This is a genomic window from Kosakonia sp. 1610 (assembly GCF_050435845.1).
Taxonomy (GTDB): domain Bacteria; phylum Pseudomonadota; class Gammaproteobacteria; order Enterobacterales; family Enterobacteriaceae; genus Kosakonia; species Kosakonia cowanii.
The window spans coordinates 199299-219984 of sequence record NZ_JBNDKZ010000001.1; the positions used below are offsets into that span (position 1 = coordinate 199299).

A 20686-nucleotide genomic window follows, 5' to 3' on the forward strand; every position below is an offset into this window, starting at 1 on the left:
AAACATACAATTCAGGTATGTTAATAAAGGCCGTGAAAAGTTGCGTCACGCTGCTAGACTCATAACATAACGCTGCGGTAAATGTTGTTGCCGCCGTCACCATCCTTGGCATTCAACCCTTCTATTGTTTCAGGCTATCAGAGAAATCAAGTAAACCCATCTTAATGATCTTGATAATCATTCTCATTTTGGTAGCATCAAACATAGCAAAGGCTATATTTAGGGGCAATAAATGAGCAGTAGTCGCGTGGAGAGCAGTAACGGACGGGCAGCACGCAAACTCCGGTTTGCGCTGATGGGGCCTGCATTTATCGCTGCTATTGGTTACATCGATCCGGGTAACTTTGCCACCAATATTCAGGCGGGCGCGACCTTCGGCTACCAGCTTTTATGGGTGGTGGTGTGGGCGAACCTGATGGCGATGCTCATTCAGCTGCTTTCTGCCAAGCTCGGTATTGCGACCGGCAAAAATCTCGCGGAGCAGATCCGCGATCACTATCCGCGCCCGCTGGTGTGGTTTTACTGGGTGCAGGCGGAAATTATCGCCATGGCGACGGACCTCGCGGAGTTTATCGGCGCGGCGATTGGCTTCAAGCTGATCCTCGGCGTGTCGCTGATGCAGGGCGCGGTGCTGACCGGGATCGCCACCTTCCTGATCCTGATGCTGCAAAAGCGCGGGCAGAAACCGCTGGAAAAGGTGATTGGCGGCCTGCTGCTGTTTGTCGCGGCGGCCTATATCGTTGAGCTGATCTTCTCGCAGCCGAAGCTAGCTGCGCTGGCAAAAGGGATTGTTATTCCTACGCTTTCAGGCACTGATGCGGTGTTCCTTGCCGCCGGGGTACTGGGCGCGACCATTATGCCGCACGTCATCTATCTGCACTCCTCCCTGACACAGAACCTGCATGACGGTACGCGCCGGGAGCGCTATTCCGCCACCAAATGGGATGTCGGGCTGGCAATGACCATTGCCGGATTTGTTAACCTGGCGATGATGGCGACAGCTGCGGCGGCGTTTCACTTTAATGGACACACCGGCGTGGCCGATCTCGACCAGGCCTATTTAACGCTGGAGCCGCTGTTAAGCCATGCCGCGGCGACTATTTTCGGCCTGAGTCTGGTAGCTGCGGGTCTCTCTTCCACCGTTGTCGGTACGCTGGCCGGACAGGTGGTGATGCAGGGGTTTGTCCGGTTCCATATTCCGCTGTGGGTACGTCGTACCATCACCATGATGCCGTCGTTTATTGTTATCTGGCTGGGGCTGGATCCGACGCGAATCCTGGTGATGAGCCAGGTGCTGCTGAGCTTTGGGATCGCGCTGGCGCTGGTGCCCCTGCTGGTGTTTACCAGTAATGCAAAACTGATGGGCGAACTGGTGAATACCGCGCTGGTAAGACGCACTGGCTGGGTGATTGTCGCGCTGGTGGTGTGCCTGAATGGCTGGCTGCTGGTGGGAACGCTTGCCGAGTTGATGGGTAAATAACGCCCGGTGGTGATGGGCGTATCGTTTCTGCGGCTTGAATGCCCGATGGCGCTACGCTTATCGGGCCTACGAATCTGGTGCGGTTTGAAGGTTCGGTGTTGAAGGCCCGATGGCGCTACGCTTATCGGGCCTACGAATCTTGTGCGGTTTGAAGGTTCGGTGTTGAATGCCCGATGGCGCTACGCTTATCGGGCATTCAAAAATTTATCGGCGCACAAAACTTTTCGGGGGCTGGATCGCGTAGGCCGGATAAGGCGTTAGCCGCCATCCGGCACTGTACGTTTCACCGGGTAATCAAACTACCTGCGAAACACAATTAATGGTGGTGTCCATGCCCGTGACCGCGACCCGGTCCACGGCGATCGTCACGATCGTTCCAGCCTTCGCGATAGCCGCGCTCATAGGCGTCACGCTTGTCCCAACCACGTTTATCCCAGCCACGATGCCAGCCGCGGTCATGTTTATGCCAGCGGTGATCGCGCCACTCATAATTATTGTTCCAGTAATTGCGGTCGCGCCAGCGGCCGCCGTCCCAGTAGTTACCATAATTATCGCGATCGCCAATCTGCAATTTAACCGACGGCAACAGGGTGATTTCTCCAGCATTGGCGGCCAGCGGCGCAAAAGCCAGTAACACTGCTGCCAGAATCAGTGACCTGAACATACTCTTCTCCTTCACGATCGGGCCGGGGAGGCCTGTGGCGGCAATATTACGGGGCGCGCAAACCCCGTATTAGTGGCGGAACTCCTAAATCATCGTTAATAGCACGTTTTGCTAAAATGCTCGTTTACTGCGTGCCGGCGAGAATAGCGTCAATCTCCTCGCACTCCTGGGCGCTAAACGCCCGGTTCGCCAGCATCCCCACTGCATCGTCAAGCTGGCTGGTTTTGCTGGCTCCAATCAGCACCGACGTCACTTTCCCGCCGCGCAGCACCCACGCCAGCGCCATCTGCGACAGCTTCTGCCCACGGCGCCCGGCCACGGCATTCAGCGCCCGCACCGTCGCCAGTTTCTCTTCGGTGAGTTGATCCGGGTTGAGGAAGCGGCTGCCGCTCGCCGCGCGCGAATCCGCCGGGATCCCTTGCAGATAGCGGTCAGTCAACTGCCCACCGGCCAGCGGCGAAAACGCGATACTGCCAACGCCTTTCTCCTGCAACAGATCCAGCAGCTCGCTCTCTACCCAGCGTTCAAACAGGGAGTATTTCGGCTGATGGATCAGGCACGGCGTGCCGAGATCGTTAAGGATCTCGAACGCTTCCCGCGCCTGTGCCGCCGGATAGTTCGACAGCCCGACATAGAGCGCCTTGCCCTGGCGCACCAGGTGATCGAGTGCGCGCATTGTCTCTTTCAGCGGTGTATCGGGATCCGGGCGGTGATGATAGAAAATATCGACATACTCAATGCCCATGCGCCGCAGGCTCTGATCGAGGCTGGCAACCAGATATTTGCGCGATCCCCAGTCGCCATAAGGGCCGTCCCACATGGTGTAACCGGCTTTGCTGGAGATAATCAGCTCATCACGATAGGGGCGGAAATCCTCCTGCATGATGCGCCCAAAGTTGCTCTCGGCCGAGCCGGGCGGTGGCCCGTAGTTATTCGCCAGATCGAAATGGGTGATGCCGAGGTCAAAGGCGTGGCGCAGCAGCTGTCGGCTGGTCTCAAGCAGTGTGGCATCGCCAAAGTTATGCCACAGCCCGAGCGACACCAAAGGCAATTTGAGCCCGCTCTCGCCGCAACGGTTATAGGCCATTTTTTCATAACGTGCGGGGTCCGCCAGGTAAACCATGCAAATACTCCTGATAAAAGGGGAAGCGATAAATTCCAGGCACAAAAGCGCGCCATGTTGCGCACTATTTCAGCGCACAAACGCACTCCAGGTATCTCCTTGTAACGCACTGCGGCAATAAGGCAGTAATCAGTCTGAAAGCTTAGGGCTAATCTGTGATGTAGATCGATAATAAAGGGGCACTCGTGATATGGTCGTTGTCGTTACAGCGCCTTGAATTTACAGTGTGCCAAAGATTTATTCTGACTTTAGCGGAGCCGTAGAAGAATGAAAAAATATGCTTTAGTGGGAGACGTGGGCGGCACCAACGCGCGCTTAGCGTTGTGTGATGTCGAGACCGGCGACATTTCCCGGGCCAAGACCTATTCAGGTCTTGATTACCCGAGCCTGGAAGCGGTCGTTCGCGTTTACCTCGAAGAGCACGAGGTGAGTGTGGAAGATGGCTGTATCGCCATCGCTTGCCCCATCACCGGCGACTGGGTGGCGATGACCAACCACACCTGGGCCTTCTCCATTGACGAAATGAGGCAAAACCTCGGCTTCGCGCATCTGGAGATCATCAACGATTTCACCGCCGTTTCAATGGCCATCCCGATGCTGAAAGCGGAACACCTGATTCAGTTTGGCGGCAACGCGCCGGTTGAAGGCAAACCGATTGCCGTTTACGGCGCTGGCACCGGTCTTGGCGTCGCGCATCTGGTGCATGTGGATAAGCGCTGGGTGAGCCTGCCGGGCGAAGGCGGCCACGTCGATTTCGCGCCGAACAGCGAAGAGGAGGGGATTATCCTTGAAGAGCTGCGGGCTGAAATTGGCCACGTCTCCGCCGAGCGCGTGCTCTCCGGCCCCGGGCTTATCAACCTCTACCGCGCGATTGTGAAATCAGACGGTCGCCTGCCGGAAAACCTGCAACCAAAAGATATTACCGAGCGTGCATTGTCGGACAGCTGCACCGACTGTCGCCGCGCGCTGTCGCTGTTTTGCGTGATTATGGGCCGTTTTGGCGGCAACCTGGCGCTCAATCTCGGCACGTTTGGCGGCGTTTACATCGCGGGTGGCATCGTGCCGCGCTTCCTTGATTTCTTCACCGCCTCCGGTTTTCGCGGCGGCTTCGAAGATAAAGGGCGCTTCAAAGCCTATGTGCAGGATATTCCGGTCTACCTGATTGTTCACGATAACCCAGGCCTGCTGGGCTCCGGCGCACATCTGCGCCAGACGCTGGGTTATGTCCTCTAAAGATTCATCAGTTGCCTGAATTCTTTTACCTTGCTGCGGCTGACGGGAACCTGAAAATCGAGGTCCCGCAGCCGCAGAATATAGGTGTTGTTAAACCAGGGTTCGATCTCGCGGATCTTGTCCAGATTAACGCAGTATGAGCGGTGGCAGCGGAAGAAGTGCGCCGTTGGCAGCTTGCTGCAAAACTCGGTAATATTCATCGGCATCACGTACGATTCCCGCTTGGTATAGACAAACGTCATCTTCTCGTGCGCTTCTGCGTAATAGATGTCGTGAATACTGGTGACAATAATCCGCTCATCTTTTACCAGGTTAATGGTGGCGTTTTCCCGCGATTGCGGGCTGCTCGCGGTACCAGCCTGCTGCTGCCAGGCGCTCTCCAGCTTCTGCAACATATTGACGATGCGTGACTCCTGATAAGGTTTCAGGATGTAGTCAAACGCTTCCAGTTCAAACGCCTCGACCGCATGCTCTTTCCACGCGGTGATAAAGACAATAAAGGGTTTATGAGCGAACTGGCTGATATTCTGCGCCAGCAACACACCATCCAGCGACGGGATGTTGATATCGAGAAAAATGGCGTCCACGCGGTTGTGCTGTAAATACTTCAGCACGTCGAGACCATCATCGAACGTGCCGACAATCTCCATCTGGCTATGTTCACGAATAAGCCAGCTTAGCTCCTGCTGCGCCAGGAATTCATCTTCTACAATGATGACTTTCATCTTCTCTCCGGTCAGGGCAACAGCGTCGCGCGCGACGTCTGGCGGGGCACATAAAAGGCGATTTCGGTGCCCGGCGTCAGGCGGCGAATATGCAGCCCTTCGCCATACAGTAGTTTCACCCGCTGATGAACATTCAGCAGACCAATTTTATTCCCCGGCATTTCGTCTGCTTCGACGCGGGCGATCATTTCAGGGGCAATGCCATTGCCGGTATCGCGCACCGCAATGCGCACCCGGTTGCCGCACTCTTCCACGCTAATGGTGACCACGCCTTTGCCTTTGCAGGGCTGAATACCGTGGACAATCGCATTCTCTACCAGCGGCTGGATCAGCAGGCTCGGGATCACGCAGCTCACCTCTTCATCGATATCATAGATAACCGTCAGCTTATCGCCGAAGCGCGCCTGCTCAATGGCGATATAGTCCTTGATTTGGTAAAGCTCTTTTTTAATATCGATCTGCTCATCATCTTTTAATTCAATGTTATAGCGCAGATAACGCGACAGATTGTAAATCAGCTGGCGCGCGGTATCGGGATTGAGGCGAATGGATGAGGAGATGGCATTCAGGGCGTTAAAGAGAAAGTGGGGGTTAATTTTACTTTGCAGTGCGCGCAGCTCCGCTTTATTGGCCATCTCGCGCAGCTGTTCGGCGCGGGAGACTTCTAACTGCGTTGAGATAATCTGCGATAAGCCGACCGCCATATCCTGCAACGCCGAGGTAATCTGATGCGCGTGGCAGTAGTAGATTTTTAGCGTTCCGGTGACGATGCCCTGTTCGCGCAGCGGGATCACCAGCATGGAGTGGATCTCCGGCGTGCGGTGCGCTTCATCATTGTTTTTAATGATAATTTCACCGGTGGTAATCGCCTGCTGGGTGGTCGGGCTAATAATATCATCGTTGTCGAGGTAGTTATTTTCGCCCACCCCGACATACGCCAGCACGTGATCAACGTTGGTGATCGCCACCGCATCGGCATCAATATCGCGGCGAATGATGTCGCACACCTGGCGCAATGACTCGCTGTTCACATTGCGAAATAGCGGCAGCGTTTTATTGGCAATATCCAGCGCCAGCCGCGCCTGCCGCCCGGCAATTGCCTCTTTTTCCCCCTCAACGCTCTGCACCAGCAGCACAATAAAGCCGATACAGACGGTGCCGAAGATCATCGGCGCGCCGATTTTCGCCACAATATCCAGCCCCAGCGCGGTAGAGGGCGCCCAGATCACCACCAGCAGCATGGTCAGGCTTTCGCAAATCATCCCGCCGATGATCCCGGCGCGCCAGTGCTGGGCTTTGGGAAACTTTCGGTTAATCAGCCCCGACATCACGCCAGCGATAATACTGGTGATAAAACAGGGCACGGCGGTCACCCCGCCGATATCAATCAGGTAGCGGTGCGTGCCGGCGATAATGCCGGTAATAATGCCGACCCACGGCCCGAAGAGGATGCCGCCGGACATCACGGCAATAATGCGCACGTTGACCAGCGATCCCTCCACCGGCACGCCGGACCAGGTGCTGAACAGCGCAAACAGAGAGAAGATCGCCGTTACGCCGAGCAGCTCTTTCGGTGAGTGGGCGGTTTTATGCAGCAGCTCGCGAAACAGGCGGATGCGGATCAGAAAGAAGAGGCAGATCAGCATCAACGCCGCGCGGTCAAAAACCGCCAGCAACATGTCGAATATTTCGTGCACGGGGGACTCATGTGATAGAGGTCAAAGGGCTATGATAAAAAACCCGGCGGCAGATCACCAGTTAACCATTGATTAGATGAATGGGGAAAAACCTTTTTTTAAAAAGGGGATTAGATGATATCCGACGCAGGGCCGGAATTACGATAACCCGGCTGGGTGTAAGGTAATTTTCTTTTTATCATCTTGTTAATGAAAAGCTACTCTCATGCTTTTAAGCGGCAATCACTTTTCAGTTTCTCAAATTACGTTTCCTCTTTTTCGCTCCCGCACTATTTTTTCGTTTCCCTCTCGACAGCGGGAATTTAATCAGGCTATGTTCTGAACAGGCTGCACATGCAGCGACGTCGCTCGGACGGTCCGGGCGCTAACGTAACTTCGAGGAACCTATGGCTGACTCCAGTCCTGAACGCCGCTTCACGCGTATCGATCGTCTTCCCCCCTATGTGTTTAATATCACTGCTGAACTGAAAATGGCTGCGCGACGCCGCGGCGAGGACATTATCGATTTCAGTATGGGCAACCCGGATGGTGCCACTCCGCCGCATATCGTGGAAAAACTCTGCACCGTGGCGCAGCGCCCCGATACGCACGGGTACTCCACCTCACGCGGTATTCCGCGTCTGCGCCGGGCAATTTCACGTTGGTATCAGGATCGCTACCAGGTGGATATCGACCCGGAAACGGAGGCGATTGTCACCATTGGTTCGAAAGAGGGGCTGGCGCACCTGATGCTGGCAACGCTGGATCACGGTGATACCGTGCTGGTGCCCAACCCGAGCTATCCGATCCATATCTACGGCGCGGTGATCGCCGGTGCGCAGGTGCGATCGGTGCCGCTGGTGGAAGGGGTCGACTTCTTTAACGAGCTGGAGCGGGCGATCCGCGAAAGTTATCCGAAGCCGAAAATGATGATTTTAGGCTTCCCGTCGAACCCGACCGCGCAGTGCGTTGAGCTGGAGTTCTTCGAAAAAGTGGTGGCGCTGGCGAAGCGTTACGATGTGCTGGTGGTGCACGATCTGGCCTACGCCGATATCGTGTTTGATGGCTGGAAAGCGCCGTCTATTATGCAGGTACCCGGCGCGCGGGATGTCGCCGTTGAGTTCTTCACCCTGTCGAAAAGTTACAATATGGCGGGCTGGCGCATTGGCTTTATGGTCGGTAACCCGACGCTGGTCAACGCGCTGGCGCGTATCAAAAGCTACCACGATTACGGCACCTTCACGCCGCTACAGGTTGCGGCAATTGCCGCGCTGGAAGGGGATCAGCAGTGCGTGCGCGATATCGCCGCGCAGTATAAGCGCCGCCGCGATGTGCTGGTCAAAGGGCTGCATGAAGCGGGCTGGATGGTGGAGATGCCGAAAGCATCGATGTACGTCTGGGCGAAAATCCCGGAGCAGTATGCGGCGATGGGCTCGCTGGAGTTTGCGAAAAAGCTGCTGAAAGAGGCGAAAGTGTGCGTCTCGCCCGGCGTCGGCTTTGGTGATTATGGCGATACCCATGTGCGCTTTGCGCTGATTGAGAACCGCGATCGTATCCGCCAGGCGGTGCGCGGCATCAAAGCGATGTTCCGCGCCGACGGCCTGCTTCCCGTGACGCCAAAAGGGGCAGCGGAAGAGACCCAGCCATAACAATCAGCCATAAAAAAAGGAGCCGCATGGCTCCTTATTTTTTTCTGCGCTATGGCTCAGGCTAGATCATCAGGGCGAATGTGCCGGCCCACACGATAACCATCACCGATATGCCCATAAAGAAATATTTCACGTTCATCGCTCCGCACACAAAGTATGCATTAATGATCTGTCAGGACTGAGTATAGAGAGGTGAAACTATGCCAAAACGAAAATGAGAATTTTCTCCCTTTCGGCCACAGCGCCATCTCAGAATTTCGGGTGATTTCATCACCAAACGGGGGCTAATGTACGCTTAATTTTTTGCCCTTACAAGAGCCTTTTTTCTATTTAATTTTAGCAACTTACAGAGTGTCGGGCTTTGGCGACACAATACTTTCACTGCTAAATAAATTGCCCTTGGGCGACGATTTTTTTGCCCTGCTGAAACGCTTCATTTGCGGTTGAAATATAAGGCGAATTTTATGTGGTGCGTCACAGTTTGCTGCTTCCAGCCATGTTATTGGCGGCACTGCCCGCAGCAAACGCGCCGCAGAGTTGACAAGCGAATCATTATGCAAATAAATGTCTATACAACACATGACAAGAGAACCATATGATTGAGTTGACCTCTGACGATCGTCTGTGGCGTAACGCAACGCTTGCGACCATGGATCCCACGCGAGCAGAACCCTATGGCCTGCTTGAGCGCCATGCCATCGTGGTGCGCAACGGGCAGATCCGGGCAATCGTGCCGGAGAGTGAACTGCCCGCGCACGCGCCGCAGAGCAGCGATCTGCAGGGCCGTCTGGTGACGCCCGGTTTAATCGACTGTCATACTCATCTTGTTTTTGCCGGAAACCGCGCCCAGGAGTGGGAGCAGCGGTTAAACGGTGTTTCGTATCAACAGATTAGCGCCGAAGGCGGCGGGATCAGCTCAACTGTGCGGGCGACGCGAGAGTGTCACGAAGACGAACTGCTTAATCTTGCGCAGTCACGGCTTGTGCGGCTGATGCGCGAAGGCGTCACCACGATTGAGATCAAATCGGGCTACGGGCTGGATGTCGCCAGCGAAGAGAAGATGCTGCGCGTCGCCGGTACGCTGGCGCAAAACAACGCGGTAGAAGTGAGCCGCACGCTGCTCGCCGCGCACGCCGCGCCGCCGGAGTATAAAACGGACCCGCAGGCCTACATTGATCTGGTCTGCAACACCATTTTGCCCACCCTGGCGGACAAAGGGCTGTTTGAAGCGGTAGATGCGTTTTGTGAAAACGTCGGCTTTACTCCGTCGCAAACCGAGCAGGTGTTTCGCGCCGCGCAGGCGCTCGGTATTCCGGTGAAAGGCCATGTTGAGCAACTCTCCTCGTTGGGCGGCGCGGAGCTGGTCAGCCGCTTTAAGGGCTTATCCGCCGATCATATTGAGTATTTGAGCGAATCGGGCGTGATGGCGATGCGCGCCAGCGGGACCGTTGCTGTTCTGCTGCCTGGAGCCTTCTATTTTCTTAATGAAACGCAAAAACCGCCGGTTGCCCTGCTGCGCCAGCAGGGGGTGCCGATGGCGGTAGCGACGGATTTCAACCCTGGCACCAGCCCGTTTGCCAGCCTGCATCTGGCAATGAATATGGCCTGCGTGAAGTTTGGCCTGACGCCGGAAGAGGCCTGGGCGGGCGTCACGCGCCATGCTGCGCAGGCGCTTGGTCGTAAGCAAACCCATGGTCAGCTGGCCGCCGGGTTTGTCGCCGATTTTGTCGTCTGGGACGCTAATCATCCGGTGGAGATGATCTACGAGCCGGGACGTAATCCGCTTTATCAACGTATTTTCCGTGGCGAGGTCACTGCATGAATCTATGGAAGCCGGTAGCGCCTGCGTGCTGGCAGGGCAGGGATGACAGCGGCGAAGCGGCAAATGCCCTGCGCCTGTTTCAGACCGTCACTCAGGCGGCGACGTTTGCGCCCGAGCAGCACGGCGGCAAGACGGCGCTGCTCGGCTTTGCCTGTGATGAGGGGGTGAAGCGCAATCAGGGGCGCGCGGGGGCCGCGAAGGGGCCATTTGCCCTGCGTACAGCACTGGCAAATATGGCCAGCCACGCCGGGCATCATCAGCTTGTTGATTTAGGTAATATTGTCGCCAGCCCGGAGGCGCTGGAGCAGGCGCAGCAGGCGCTGCATGATGCGGTGCTCGCCTGCCAGCAGGCGCAGATGCGCACGCTGGTGTTGGGCGGCGGGCATGAAACGGCATTTGGTCACGGCTCGGCAATCCTTGATGCTTTCCCCCATGAGCAGGTTGCGATTATCAATCTCGATGCGCACCTCGATTTACGCCACGCGGCGCGCGCTAGCTCCGGCACGCCGTTTCGCCAGCTGGCCCAGCAGTGCGACACTCAGCAGCGCGGCTTTCACTACACCTGTTTCGGTGCAAGCCTGGCGGCCAATACCCAGGCGCTGTGGGATGAGGCAACGCGCCGCAACGTGACGGTAGTTGAGGATCTAGCGCTGTTAAACGCCTTTGAAACCGAAGCGCTACCCGAAATTAAACGCATCATTGAGCAGTACGACAGGATCTATCTGACCATCGATCTCGACGTGCTGCCCGCCTGGGAGATGCCCGCCGTCTCCGCGCCAGCGGCGCTGGGTGTGCCGATGCATCTGCTGCTGCGCATTATCGAACCGCTGTGTCGCAGCGGCAAAGTGCAGGCGGTGGATTTAGTGGAGTTTAATCCGACGTTTGATCACGCAGGGCAGGGCGCGAAAGCCGCTGCCCGGCTGGCCTGGCAAATCCTGCACTGGTGGCAGTGATATACTCGCCTGACAAATAACAATAAGGAATTGCCGCGCTATGTATTCCCCCCGCCCCCGGGTGGCCCCGGCCACCGCGCCCGTGCCCTTTTACGAGAAGGTTAAGCAGGCCATCAGCGAGAAGATCGCCGCCGGTATCTGGCGCCCGCACGATCGCATCCCCTCTGAAGCGGAGCTGGTGGCGCAGTTTGGTTTTAGCCGCATGACCATTAACCGCGCGGTGCGCGCCCTGACCGATGAGGGGTTACTGGTACGCTTGCAGGGCGTCGGCACCTTTGTTGCCGAGCCGAAAGGGCAATCGGCGCTGTTCAAGGTGCGCAGCATTGCCGATGAGATTGCCGATCGCCACCATCAGCACCGCTGCGAAGTGCTGCTGCTGGAGGCGCGCGCCGCCGACGCAACCCAGGCCGCAGCATTAAACGTGGTGGAAGGGACACGCATTTTTCACTCGCGCATGGTGCATTTTGAGAATGGCGTCCCGGTGCAGATTGAGGAGCGCTGGGTCAATGCCGACGTGGTGCCGGAGTATCTGCAACAGGATTACACGCAGACCACCGCTCATGCTTATCTGTCGCTGATTGCGCCGCTCACTGAAGGGGAGCACATTGTGGAAGCCGTGCACGCCTCGGCTGAAGAGTGCCGCTTGTTGCAGATCCAGGAGCACGATCCCTGCCTGTTGATCCGCCGCCGTACCTGGTCGACATCGCAGATTGTCTCCCACGCCAGCCTGCTTTACCCCGGCTCCCGCTACCGTTTACAGGGCCATTTCGGCTCCTGAGTGCTGTCAGCAGCAAAAGCGTGATTGTTAGCGCACTATCAGAAAAATGTATCTTAAGTGTTAAATCCTGCCTTGCGCGCAATTGTATAGACAAGTATATGTGTTTACACACTCATCGCGTGATTTCAGGAGAACAACGATGTCGCATACCCCCTCTCGCCCGCAGGCGATCCGCGCCCCGCGAGGCACGGCGCTGACGGCCAAAAGCTGGCTGACCGAAGCGCCGCTGCGCATGTTAATGAACAACCTCGACCCGGAGGTGGCGGAAAACCCGCAGGCGCTGGTGGTGTATGGCGGTATCGGGCGCGCGGCGCGCAACTGGGAGTGCTACGACGCCATCGTTCAGGCGCTGACGAATCTGGAGAAAGATGAAACGCTGCTGGTGCAGTCCGGCAAGCCGGTCGGCGTGTTTAAAACCCATGAAAATGCACCGCGCGTACTGATTGCCAACTCTAACCTTGTGCCGCACTGGGCCACGTGGGAGCACTTTAACGAGCTGGATGCGAAAGGGCTGGCGATGTATGGCCAGATGACCGCCGGGAGCTGGATCTATATCGGCAGCCAGGGGATCATCCAGGGCACCTATGAAACCTTTGTTGAAGCCGGGCGTCAGCACTACGGCGGTGATTTAACCGGGCGCTGGGTGTTAACCGCCGGGCTGGGCGGCATGGGTGGCGCACAGCCGCTGGCAGCGACGCTGGCTGGTGCCTGCTCGCTGGTGATTGAGTGCCAGCAGAGCCGCATCGATTTCCGCCTGCGCACCCGCTATATCGACGAGCAGGCCAGCTCCCTCGACGACGCGCTGGCGAGAATCAAACGCTACATCGCCGAGGGCAGGGCGGTTTCCGTGGCGCTCTGCGCCAACGCCGCCGACGTGTTGCCCCAGCTGGCGCAGCGCGGCGTGCGCCCGGACATGGTCACCGATCAAACCAGCGCCCACGATCCGCTGCATGGCTACCTGCCAAAGGGCTGGTCATGGGAAGAGTATCAACGCAAAGCCGAATCCGATCCGCAGCAGACCGTGCAGGCAGCAAAAGCGAGCATGGCGGAACACGTCAACGCGATGCTGGCGTTTCAGCAGATGGGCGTGCCGACTTTTGATTACGGCAATAACATTCGCCAGATGGCGAAAGAGATGGGCGTCACCAACGCCTTTGATTTCCCCGGTTTTGTCCCGGCGTATATTCGCCCACTCTTCTGCCGCGGCATTGGCCCGTTCCGCTGGGTGGCGCTCTCCGGCGATGCAGAAGATATCTACAAAACCGATGCCAAAGTGAAAGCGATGATTGACGATCCGCACCTGCACCGCTGGCTCGATATGGCGCGCGAGCGCATCAGCTTCCAGGGCTTACCGGCGCGCATCTGCTGGGTGGGGTTAGAGTGGCGACAAAAACTGGGGCTGGCGTTTAACGAAATGGTGCGCAGCGGCGAAGTTTCAGCGCCGATTGTGATTGGCCGTGACCACCTCGACTCCGGCTCGGTTGCCAGCCCGAACCGCGAAACCGAAGCGATGCGCGACGGCTCCGATGCCGTCTCTGACTGGCCTTTGCTCAACGCGCTGCTTAACACCGCCAGCGGCGCCACCTGGGTCTCGCTGCACCACGGAGGCGGCGTCGGCATGGGCTTTTCACAGCATGCGGGGATGGTGATTGTCTGCGACGGCAGCGATGAAGCCGCGGCGCGAATTGCCCGCGTACTGCATAACGATCCGGCCACCGGCGTAATGCGTCACGCCGATGCCGGGTATGAGAGCGCCATTGAGTGCGCGGTTGAACAGGGGCTTAACTTACCGATGGTGGCCGCCACCCAAGGGAAACGTTCATGAACATCACGCTACACCTTATTCCCGGCCAGTTGACGCTGGCGCAGCTGCGCGACGCCTGGTGTCAGCCGCTGCACGTCACCCTGGATGAAAGCGCTTTTGCTGATATTGCGCAGAGCGTCGCCTGCGTAAACGCCATTATGGCTGAGGGGCGCACGGCCTACGGTATCAACACCGGCTTCGGCCTGCTGGCGCAGACGCGTATCGCCACCGAAGACCTGGAAAACCTGCAACGCTCGCTGGTGCTCTCCCATGCCGCGGGCGTTGGCGAGCCGCTGGATGAGGCGATGGTGCGCCTGATAATGCTGCTGAAAATCAACAGCCTCGCGCGCGGCTTCTCTGGCATCCGTTTGCGGGTGATCCAACTGCTTATAGATATGCTCAACGCTGGTGTTTATCCGTGGATCCCGACGAAAGGCTCCGTGGGTGCCTCCGGCGATCTCGCGCCGCTGGCGCATCTCTCCCTGACGCTGCTCGGCGAAGGTAAAGCGCGGTTTCAGGGGGAATGGCTGCCCTCCAGCGAGGCGCTGAACCGCGCCGGTCTGGTGCCGCTGAAGCTGGCGGCAAAAGAGGGGCTTGCCCTGCTGAACGGCACGCAAACGTCGACCGCTTTTGCGCTGCGCGGGCTGTTTGAAGCCGAAGATCTCTTCGCTTCGGCGGTAGTATGCGGGGCGCTGACCACCGAAGCGGCGCTCGGCTCCCGTCGGCCTTTCGATGCGCGTATTCACGACGTGCGCGGGCAGCGCGGGCAGATCGACACCGCTGCGCTCTACCGCCATCTACTTACCGATGACAGCGCGATTGCGCAGTCCCATCACAACTGCAACAAGGTGCAGGATCCCTACTCATTACGCTGCCAGCCGCAGGTGATGGGCGCCTGTTTAACGCAACTGCGCTTTGCCGCTGAAGTGCTGTTAACCGAAGCAAATGCCGTTTCCGATAATCCGCTGGTCTTCGCTGCACAAAATGACGTTATCTCCGGCGGCAACTTCCATGCCGAGCCGGTAGCGATGGCGGCCGATAATCTCGCGCTGGCGATTGCCGAAATTGGCGCGCTGGCAGAGCGGCGCATTGCGCTGCTGATGGACAGCCATATGTCGCAACTGCCGCCCTTCCTGGTGAAAAACGGCGGCGTCAACTCCGGGTTTATGATTGCCCAGGTGACGGCGGCGGCGCTGGCAAGTGAAAACAAAGCGCTGGCGCACCCGCACAGCGTCGACAGCCTGCCGACCTCCGCCAATCAGGAGGATCACGTCTCGATGGCACCCGCCGCCGGTCGCCGCCTGTGGGAGATGGCAGCCAATACCCGCGGCGTGATTGCCGTCGAGTGGCTCGCCGCCTGCCAGGGGCTGGATCTGCGCGAAGGTTTAACCACCAGCCCGCTGCTGGAGCAGGCCCGTAGCCTGCTGCGCGAGCAGGTCACGCACTATGCGCAGGACCGCTTCTTCGCCCCCGATATCGAGGCCGCCATGACGCTGCTCAGCGCAGGCCATCTGCGGCGACTGCTGCCGAAAATACTTTCACCTGCAAATTGAAAACCAGGCCCGGCACCTACGCCGGGCTTTTTATTGCATTGCTTAAGAGAGCTAATTTGAAGCGTGAGTGGAGGCTGGTTTTCTGATAAATAGGATTTTTTTTAATATTCACCGCTAGAGTGAAAAGCCATCACCCTTTAATGTGCCTGGTCAGTATTGTTAAAGGAGAACAGACGGATGCAGAGGAATGCGGGATACAAAGAGGGCACGTTACGGCTGATGACGTTGGGTGAAATTGCAATGGCGCGCCGGATCTTTGGCGACAGCATCGTTTATAGCCGTGTATGGGTTCATTGCGACAGTTATTTCCCTTTTGGATTGCAGACACCAGGCACAGCGATGGCACCAAATGGCGAACTCTGGTTTCGTAAAGAGGACTATCACGCAGACTTCTCACGTGCAGATGTTTCGGTGGAAGACAAACATATTTTTATTCATGAGCTGGGGCATGTGTGGCAACACCAGCATGGACAATGGGTAAGAGTGCGGGGGCTGGTGAGCAAATTTGCGAATTACTATTATCAGCTCGATAGGGAAAAATTGACGGATTACCCTCTGGAACAGCAAGCATCTATTATCGCTGATTATTGGCTTCTTCTGGTGTACGGGTTAAATAAATGGATATCTTTTCTTTCTTCGGATAGTCAGGGTAAATACAGCGGGAAGGATCCTATAAGTGAAATTCCGCGCTTATATCGCAAAATTGTTACCGGGCGGGAATAAATGATGAATAAAACGCTGTGGTTAATCCCTCTGTTTCTTCTCACTGGTTGCCCTGGTCCTGGCGATCGTATGGTTAAGAAAATACCGGCTGAGGTAACGACAAAGGAGAATCATCTTTGTATTACCTATGCGGTAAAGCCGGGCGATCGCATCACCTCCCTGCAAATTGGCAGTGAAACCGGGGAGACATGGTATGAGGTATTTAATGACAAGCCGGTGCTGCCGCGCAGCGGCGAATGTTTGCCGACCTGGAATTATCCTTTCGCTAAGAATAAAACCTATACGCTATTTTATGGCCTGAGCAATGACAGCCAGCCCCATAAACAGCTTATCCAGGCTTCATTCATCTTCGCGCCATGACGGCTATCACGGCGCGGCGATAGCCGCTTCCGGTTAGGTCACGGAGTTGGTAAATTGAGCCACGGAGAGTGACTTCATACAGAAGGGAAGGCCGGGTGAGCGGGAAAATTGATTATCAGATTGAGAAATACAGCTTTGCCGACGTCGCCGGTACGCCGCGTCTGGCGCAGCAGTGGCGTGATGTGCTGGATGAGTGCCGCCAGCTCAACGCCGGAGCCGAAGAGCGGCTGCGCATCGCGCTGCTCAATGTTGATTATGTCACCAGCTTTGAGCTTCCCTTCCGTTTACTCCTGACCCGCGCGCCGCAGCTGATTGCCGCGCTGCGCGACGAATTCAGCCTGGCGCAGAAAAATGTCGTGTTTAATGGCAAGCGTTTTGGCTGCGTCTACAGTCTGAAAACTGATTTAAACGACATTCCCGATACCTTCCAGTACCGTCTTGCGACGCGTATCCGGCGCACCGATCCGAGCGGTGCGACGGCCACGCCCTACCAGCAGATCGCCAAAGAGATAAAAGCCCCGCGCGAGCGGCTGAAACAGGCGCTGGTGTCTGGTTTGCAGGTCACCGCGCTGGATGGGCTGTTCTGGTTTGGGCTACAGCGCATAGCGGCAGATGTGCTGCGGCTGCGCAAAAGCGGGATGGCGATCGCCACCGCTGAAACCGAAGTGTTCGACGATCTCACCGGCACCACGAGGCTGATGCCCGTTTACCGCCTCGTCGATAAATAGCCGCCGTCGGCGATGAATTTATCAAAGTGATACTCCTTTTCCCGGCTTGATAAGGGCCGGGCGCGCATCTGCCTGCTTTTTATCCGTTATTGCCGCTTTTCGCCCTGTTTCGTCTGTTTTTTACCCAAATCGAAAGTGGCATAGCCATTGCTTATAGCAATCATCCTTTTGCTAGTGGAGAGCGCATAACAATGGAGACGGTGCTGGTTGGCAGTGAAGTAGCCCGCGTAGACGGGCTGGCCAAAGTCAGGGGAACAGCGATTTATGGCGACGATATCCGGCTGAAAAACATGCTTTACGGCGTCTGTCGCTATGTTGATATCGCTGCGGGACGCGTTGATTCAGTCGATATCAGTGAAGCGGAAAAGGTGCCTGGCGTGGTGCGTATCGCCACCTGGAAGGATATCCCCGGCCAGCGCAAGCTGGGAGTGATCATTCCCGATTACCCGCCGATTATCGACAATGAGGTGGCCTATCGCGGCGACGTGATTGCCGTTGTGGCCGCCGAGAGCTATCAGGCCGCCTGCCTGGCGGTAGACAAAATTAAGCTTACCTACTCGCCCTGCGAGCCGATCACCTCCCCGGAAGAGGCCCTGAAACCGGGCGCGCGGCTGATCCATAGCGCGCTTGAGAGTAATGTGATCAACCGCCATCACACGGTAAAAGGGGATATTGAGGCCGGGTTTGCCGCCTCGACGAAGATCATTGAGCGTGACTATGAGGTGGGGTTCCAGGAGCACGCCTATATCGAGCCGGAGTCGATCACCGCGTGGCTGGATGATGACCAGCAGATTATGACCATCGCCGGATCGATTCAGAATGCCCACCGTATTCGCGGCATTGTCGCTAAATACCTCGATCTGCCGCAAAGCAAGGTGAATGTAAAACGCTCGGTGCTCGGCGGCTCGTTTGGCGGCAAAGATGACATTATTGATAATCTCGCCTGCCGCGCGGCGCTACTGGTACAGCTGACGGGGCGTCCGGTCAAGATGACCTATAACCGCGAGCAGTCGATGCGCGAGAGCTACAAACGCCACCCCTATAAATTGCATTACCGCATTGGCCTTGATGATGATGCCCGCATTCAGGCGATGCAGATCAATATCATCGCCGATGGCGGCAGCTACGCCGGGCAGACGATGTTTGTCACCTGGCGCAGCTCGGTGCAGGCGGCGGGCCCCTATAACATTCCCAACGTGCGCGTCGATATCACCGGCGTCTACACCAACAATAACTACACCTCGGCTTATCGCGGTTACGGCGCGCCGCAAATCATCTTCGCCAATGAATCCCTGATGGATGAAGTAGCAGAGATAATGGGGCTTTCGCCGGTGGAGCTGCGGCTGCGCAATATTCTGCGCCAGGGCGATACCAGCATGGCTGGTCAGCGGATGTGCGATCACACCGTCTCGGCGCAGGAGGTGCTGGAAACCTCGGTGCTGAAAGCCGAGTTCGAGGCGCGGCGGGCGCACTATCAGCAGCTGAATGCCGAGGGTGGCCCGGTGCGTTACGGTATCGGCCTGGCGCTGAGCCACCGCGGCTGCTCGCTCGGTGCGGAGGGGCTGGATGCGTCATCCGCGCTGATGCAGGTTAATACCGACGGCAGTATTAACATCTCCACTTCAGTCTCGGAGAACGGGCAGGGATTGCAGACCACCATGTCGTTGCTGGCGGCGGAAGCTTTCGGCATTCCGCTTGCGCACGTCACCTTTAGCGAACCGGCGACGGCGATGATTGCCGATGGCGGCTCTACCGTCGCCTCGCGCGGCACGTTGATGGGCGGGCAGGCGATCCTCAGCGCCGCCAACACCATTAAAAATCGGATGGCCGCCGCCATCCTGGCAACCCTGCACGCCAGTGAGATAGCGGATCTGGTATGGCGCGACGGGCACGTATTCAACCGTCATCAGCCGCAACGCCGTCTCACCTTTCAGCAGGTGGTCGATATGACCCGCGCCACTGGCGCGAACTTATCCGCCTACGGCTGGCATGTGGCACCGCCGATTCACTGGGATGAGGAGAAGGGGAGCGGCAGTCCCTATTTCACCTGGGTCTACGGCTGCCAGATTGCCGATGTGGCGGTCGATCTGCGCACCGGCAAAGTGGCGGTTAACAGCGTGGTTGCGACCCACGATGTCGGCAAGGTGATCAACCCGGTCGGCTTTAATGGCCAGGTTTACGGCGGCGTGCTGCAAGGGATGATTGGCTACGGCATGCTGGAGGATTTCAACACCGAGCAGGGGGTGGTGAAGTCGGAGAATTTCGACACCTATCTGTTACCGACCATCAAAGATATGCCGCCAATTATCATCAACGCCATCGAAAATGCCGATAAAGCAGGCCCAATGGGAGGGAAAGTGATCGGCGAGCCGGTGCTTGAACTTGGTGCCGCGGCGCTCAATAACGCGGTCAGTTTCGCCATCGGCCGCTTTAACCGCACGCTACCGCTGACCCTTGAGCAGGTCAGGCTCGGTTATAACCTGAAAAAACCGGCGCGCCAGAGCGAGCGGCTGTTCGATTGCGGCCCTAAAAAAGAGGTTCACCGGCTCAATACGGTGTCGCTGAAAGTGGCGCACACCTTAAAAGAAGCGTTAACCCTGATGGCAGAAAACGCAGCGCAGCCGATTGCCGGCGGCACAGATGTGCTGGTGCAGGCGCGCCTGCGCTGTGATGCGGTGCCGCTGGTCAATATTGCCGGGCTGGCTGAACTGAAAGAGATCTTCGATCTCGACGGCGGGCTGTCGATTGGTGCCGGGGTCTGCTTCAGCGATTTGATTAAACATCCGCTGGTGCAGCAGCGCTATCCCTTGCTTATCACTGCCTGCAAAACCATCGGCTCGTTACAGCTTCGCAACCGCGCCACGCTCGGCGGCAATGTGGTCAATGCCGCGCCCTGCGCCGACTCCCTGCCGCCGCTGATTATCTATGACGCGCAGGTGGAGCTGCGCAGCCTGCGCGGTACGCGCCGCTTGCCGGTGAGTGAGTTTGTCACCGATGGCTATCGCACCGGTATCGCTGCCGATGAACTTGTCACGCGCTTTATTCTGCCGGTGCCAATGACCCAGCCGCTGGTGGAGTGCTACCTGCAACTGGGGCGGCGCAATGCGCTCAACATCACCAGGCAAAGCCTGAGCGGACAATTTCATGTCGATAGCCGAGGCACCATCCGCATCTGTCGGCTGGTCGACGGCGCGCTGATGCGTAAACCGCAGCGCCTAAGCCCGGTAGAAGAGGCCTTAGTCGGCCAGCCGCTGAACGCAGCCTCGATTGATAAAGCGGCGCAGGTGCTGAAAGGGATGGTGGATGAAGCCATCGGCGGGCGCTGGTCTGCACCGTACAAAATCCCGGTATTTGTCGATATGTTCCGCCTGATGATGCAGGACGTAATAACCGAGCAGAGCAACTAAGGAGCGCG

17 protein-coding genes are annotated in these 20686 nt (G+C 57.3%); 12 read left to right on the forward strand and 5 right to left on the reverse strand.

What is annotated here, in order from left to right:
• The first annotated feature begins 232 nt into the window (after window positions 1–232).
• Entirely contained in the window at window positions 233–1480 is a 1248-nt protein-coding gene (locus ABIC80_RS00925) for an Nramp family divalent metal transporter (RefSeq protein WP_263754211.1), read from the forward strand.
• Between the two features lie 316 nt (window positions 1481–1796).
• Here the strand turns inward: ABIC80_RS00925 and ABIC80_RS00930 are convergent, their stop codons facing one another.
• Complete coding sequence (locus ABIC80_RS00930; RefSeq protein ID WP_023479767.1) at window positions 1797–2144, reverse strand: DUF2502 domain-containing protein; 348 nt, start codon at window positions 2142–2144, stop codon at window positions 1797–1799.
• A 124-nt stretch (window positions 2145–2268) separates the two neighbouring features.
• A complete protein-coding gene (mgrA, locus tag ABIC80_RS00935; protein WP_429175012.1) occupies window positions 2269–3267 on the reverse strand; it encodes an L-glyceraldehyde 3-phosphate reductase in 999 nt (332 codons plus the stop codon).
• 267 nt (window positions 3268–3534) lie between these two features.
• Between mgrA and glk the strand changes: the two genes are divergently transcribed.
• Entirely contained in the window at window positions 3535–4500 is a 966-nt protein-coding gene (gene glk, locus ABIC80_RS00940) for a glucokinase (RefSeq protein WP_023479899.1), read from the forward strand.
• On the opposite strand, the gene ABIC80_RS00945 is transcribed toward glk, so the two are convergent.
• Window positions 4497–5225 (reverse strand): LytR/AlgR family response regulator transcription factor, encoded by a 729-nt coding sequence (locus tag ABIC80_RS00945; RefSeq protein ID WP_023479711.1) that lies wholly within the window; start codon window positions 5223–5225, stop codon window positions 4497–4499. The two genes, glk and ABIC80_RS00945, sit on opposite strands and share 4 nt — an antisense overlap.
• A gap of 11 nt (window positions 5226–5236) precedes the next feature.
• Window positions 5237–6922: a sensor histidine kinase gene (locus ABIC80_RS00950; protein WP_094421427.1), complete on the reverse strand. Its 1686-nt coding sequence runs from the start codon at window positions 6920–6922 to the stop codon at window positions 5237–5239.
• A 386-nt stretch (window positions 6923–7308) separates the two neighbouring features.
• Between ABIC80_RS00950 and alaC the strand changes: the two genes are divergently transcribed.
• Window positions 7309–8550 carry an alanine transaminase gene (gene alaC / locus ABIC80_RS00955; RefSeq protein WP_042716508.1) on the forward strand — a complete coding sequence of 414 codons (1242 nt, stop codon included), beginning with the start codon at window positions 7309–7311 and terminating at the stop codon, window positions 8548–8550.
• A gap of 61 nt (window positions 8551–8611) precedes the next feature.
• Here the strand turns inward: alaC and ypdK are convergent, their stop codons facing one another.
• Window positions 8612–8683: a membrane protein YpdK gene (gene ypdK / locus ABIC80_RS00960; RefSeq protein ID WP_099458783.1), complete on the reverse strand. Its 72-nt coding sequence runs from the start codon at window positions 8681–8683 to the stop codon at window positions 8612–8614.
• Between the two features lie 462 nt (window positions 8684–9145).
• Between ypdK and hutI the strand changes: the two genes are divergently transcribed.
• The 9 genes from hutI to ABIC80_RS01005 all read left to right on the forward strand — a co-directional run bounded on the left by hutI (window position 9146) and on the right by ABIC80_RS01005 (window position 20678).
• Complete coding sequence (hutI, locus tag ABIC80_RS00965; protein ID WP_242387929.1) at window positions 9146–10372, forward strand: imidazolonepropionase; 1227 nt, start codon at window positions 9146–9148, stop codon at window positions 10370–10372.
• Window positions 10369–11325: a formimidoylglutamase gene (gene hutG, locus ABIC80_RS00970; protein WP_429175015.1), complete on the forward strand. Its 957-nt coding sequence runs from the start codon at window positions 10369–10371 to the stop codon at window positions 11323–11325. Before hutI ends, hutG begins: the two co-directional genes overlap by 4 nt.
• Before the next feature lie 40 nt (window positions 11326–11365).
• The gene (locus ABIC80_RS00975; protein ID WP_429175018.1) at window positions 11366–12103 is read left to right on the forward strand and encodes a histidine utilization repressor; all 738 of its coding nucleotides are present in this window, start codon (window positions 11366–11368) and stop codon (window positions 12101–12103) included.
• Window positions 12104–12242: 139 nt separating this feature from the next.
• Entirely contained in the window at window positions 12243–13928 is a 1686-nt protein-coding gene (gene hutU, locus ABIC80_RS00980) for a urocanate hydratase (RefSeq protein WP_367165224.1), read from the forward strand.
• On the forward strand, window positions 13925–15460 hold the full coding sequence (gene hutH / locus ABIC80_RS00985; RefSeq protein WP_429175020.1) for a histidine ammonia-lyase: 1536 nt from the start codon (window positions 13925–13927) through the stop codon (window positions 15458–15460). The genes hutU and hutH overlap by 4 nt, the downstream gene beginning before the upstream one ends.
• Before the next feature lie 177 nt (window positions 15461–15637).
• Complete coding sequence (locus tag ABIC80_RS00990) at window positions 15638–16183, forward strand: type IV secretion protein Rhs (protein WP_225975656.1); 546 nt, start codon at window positions 15638–15640, stop codon at window positions 16181–16183.
• Between the two features lie 3 nt (window positions 16184–16186).
• Complete coding sequence (locus ABIC80_RS00995) at window positions 16187–16543, forward strand: putative T6SS immunity periplasmic lipoprotein (protein ID WP_429175022.1); 357 nt, start codon at window positions 16187–16189, stop codon at window positions 16541–16543.
• Window positions 16544–16638: 95 nt separating this feature from the next.
• Window positions 16639–17271 (forward strand): DNA-binding protein, encoded by a 633-nt coding sequence (locus ABIC80_RS01000; protein ID WP_429175024.1) that lies wholly within the window; start codon window positions 16639–16641, stop codon window positions 17269–17271.
• 191 nt (window positions 17272–17462) lie between these two features.
• Window positions 17463–20678, forward strand: coding sequence for a molybdopterin cofactor-binding domain-containing protein (locus ABIC80_RS01005; RefSeq protein WP_429175025.1), 3216 nt, complete (start codon window positions 17463–17465; stop codon window positions 20676–20678).
• Window positions 20679–20686 lie beyond the last annotated feature (8 nt).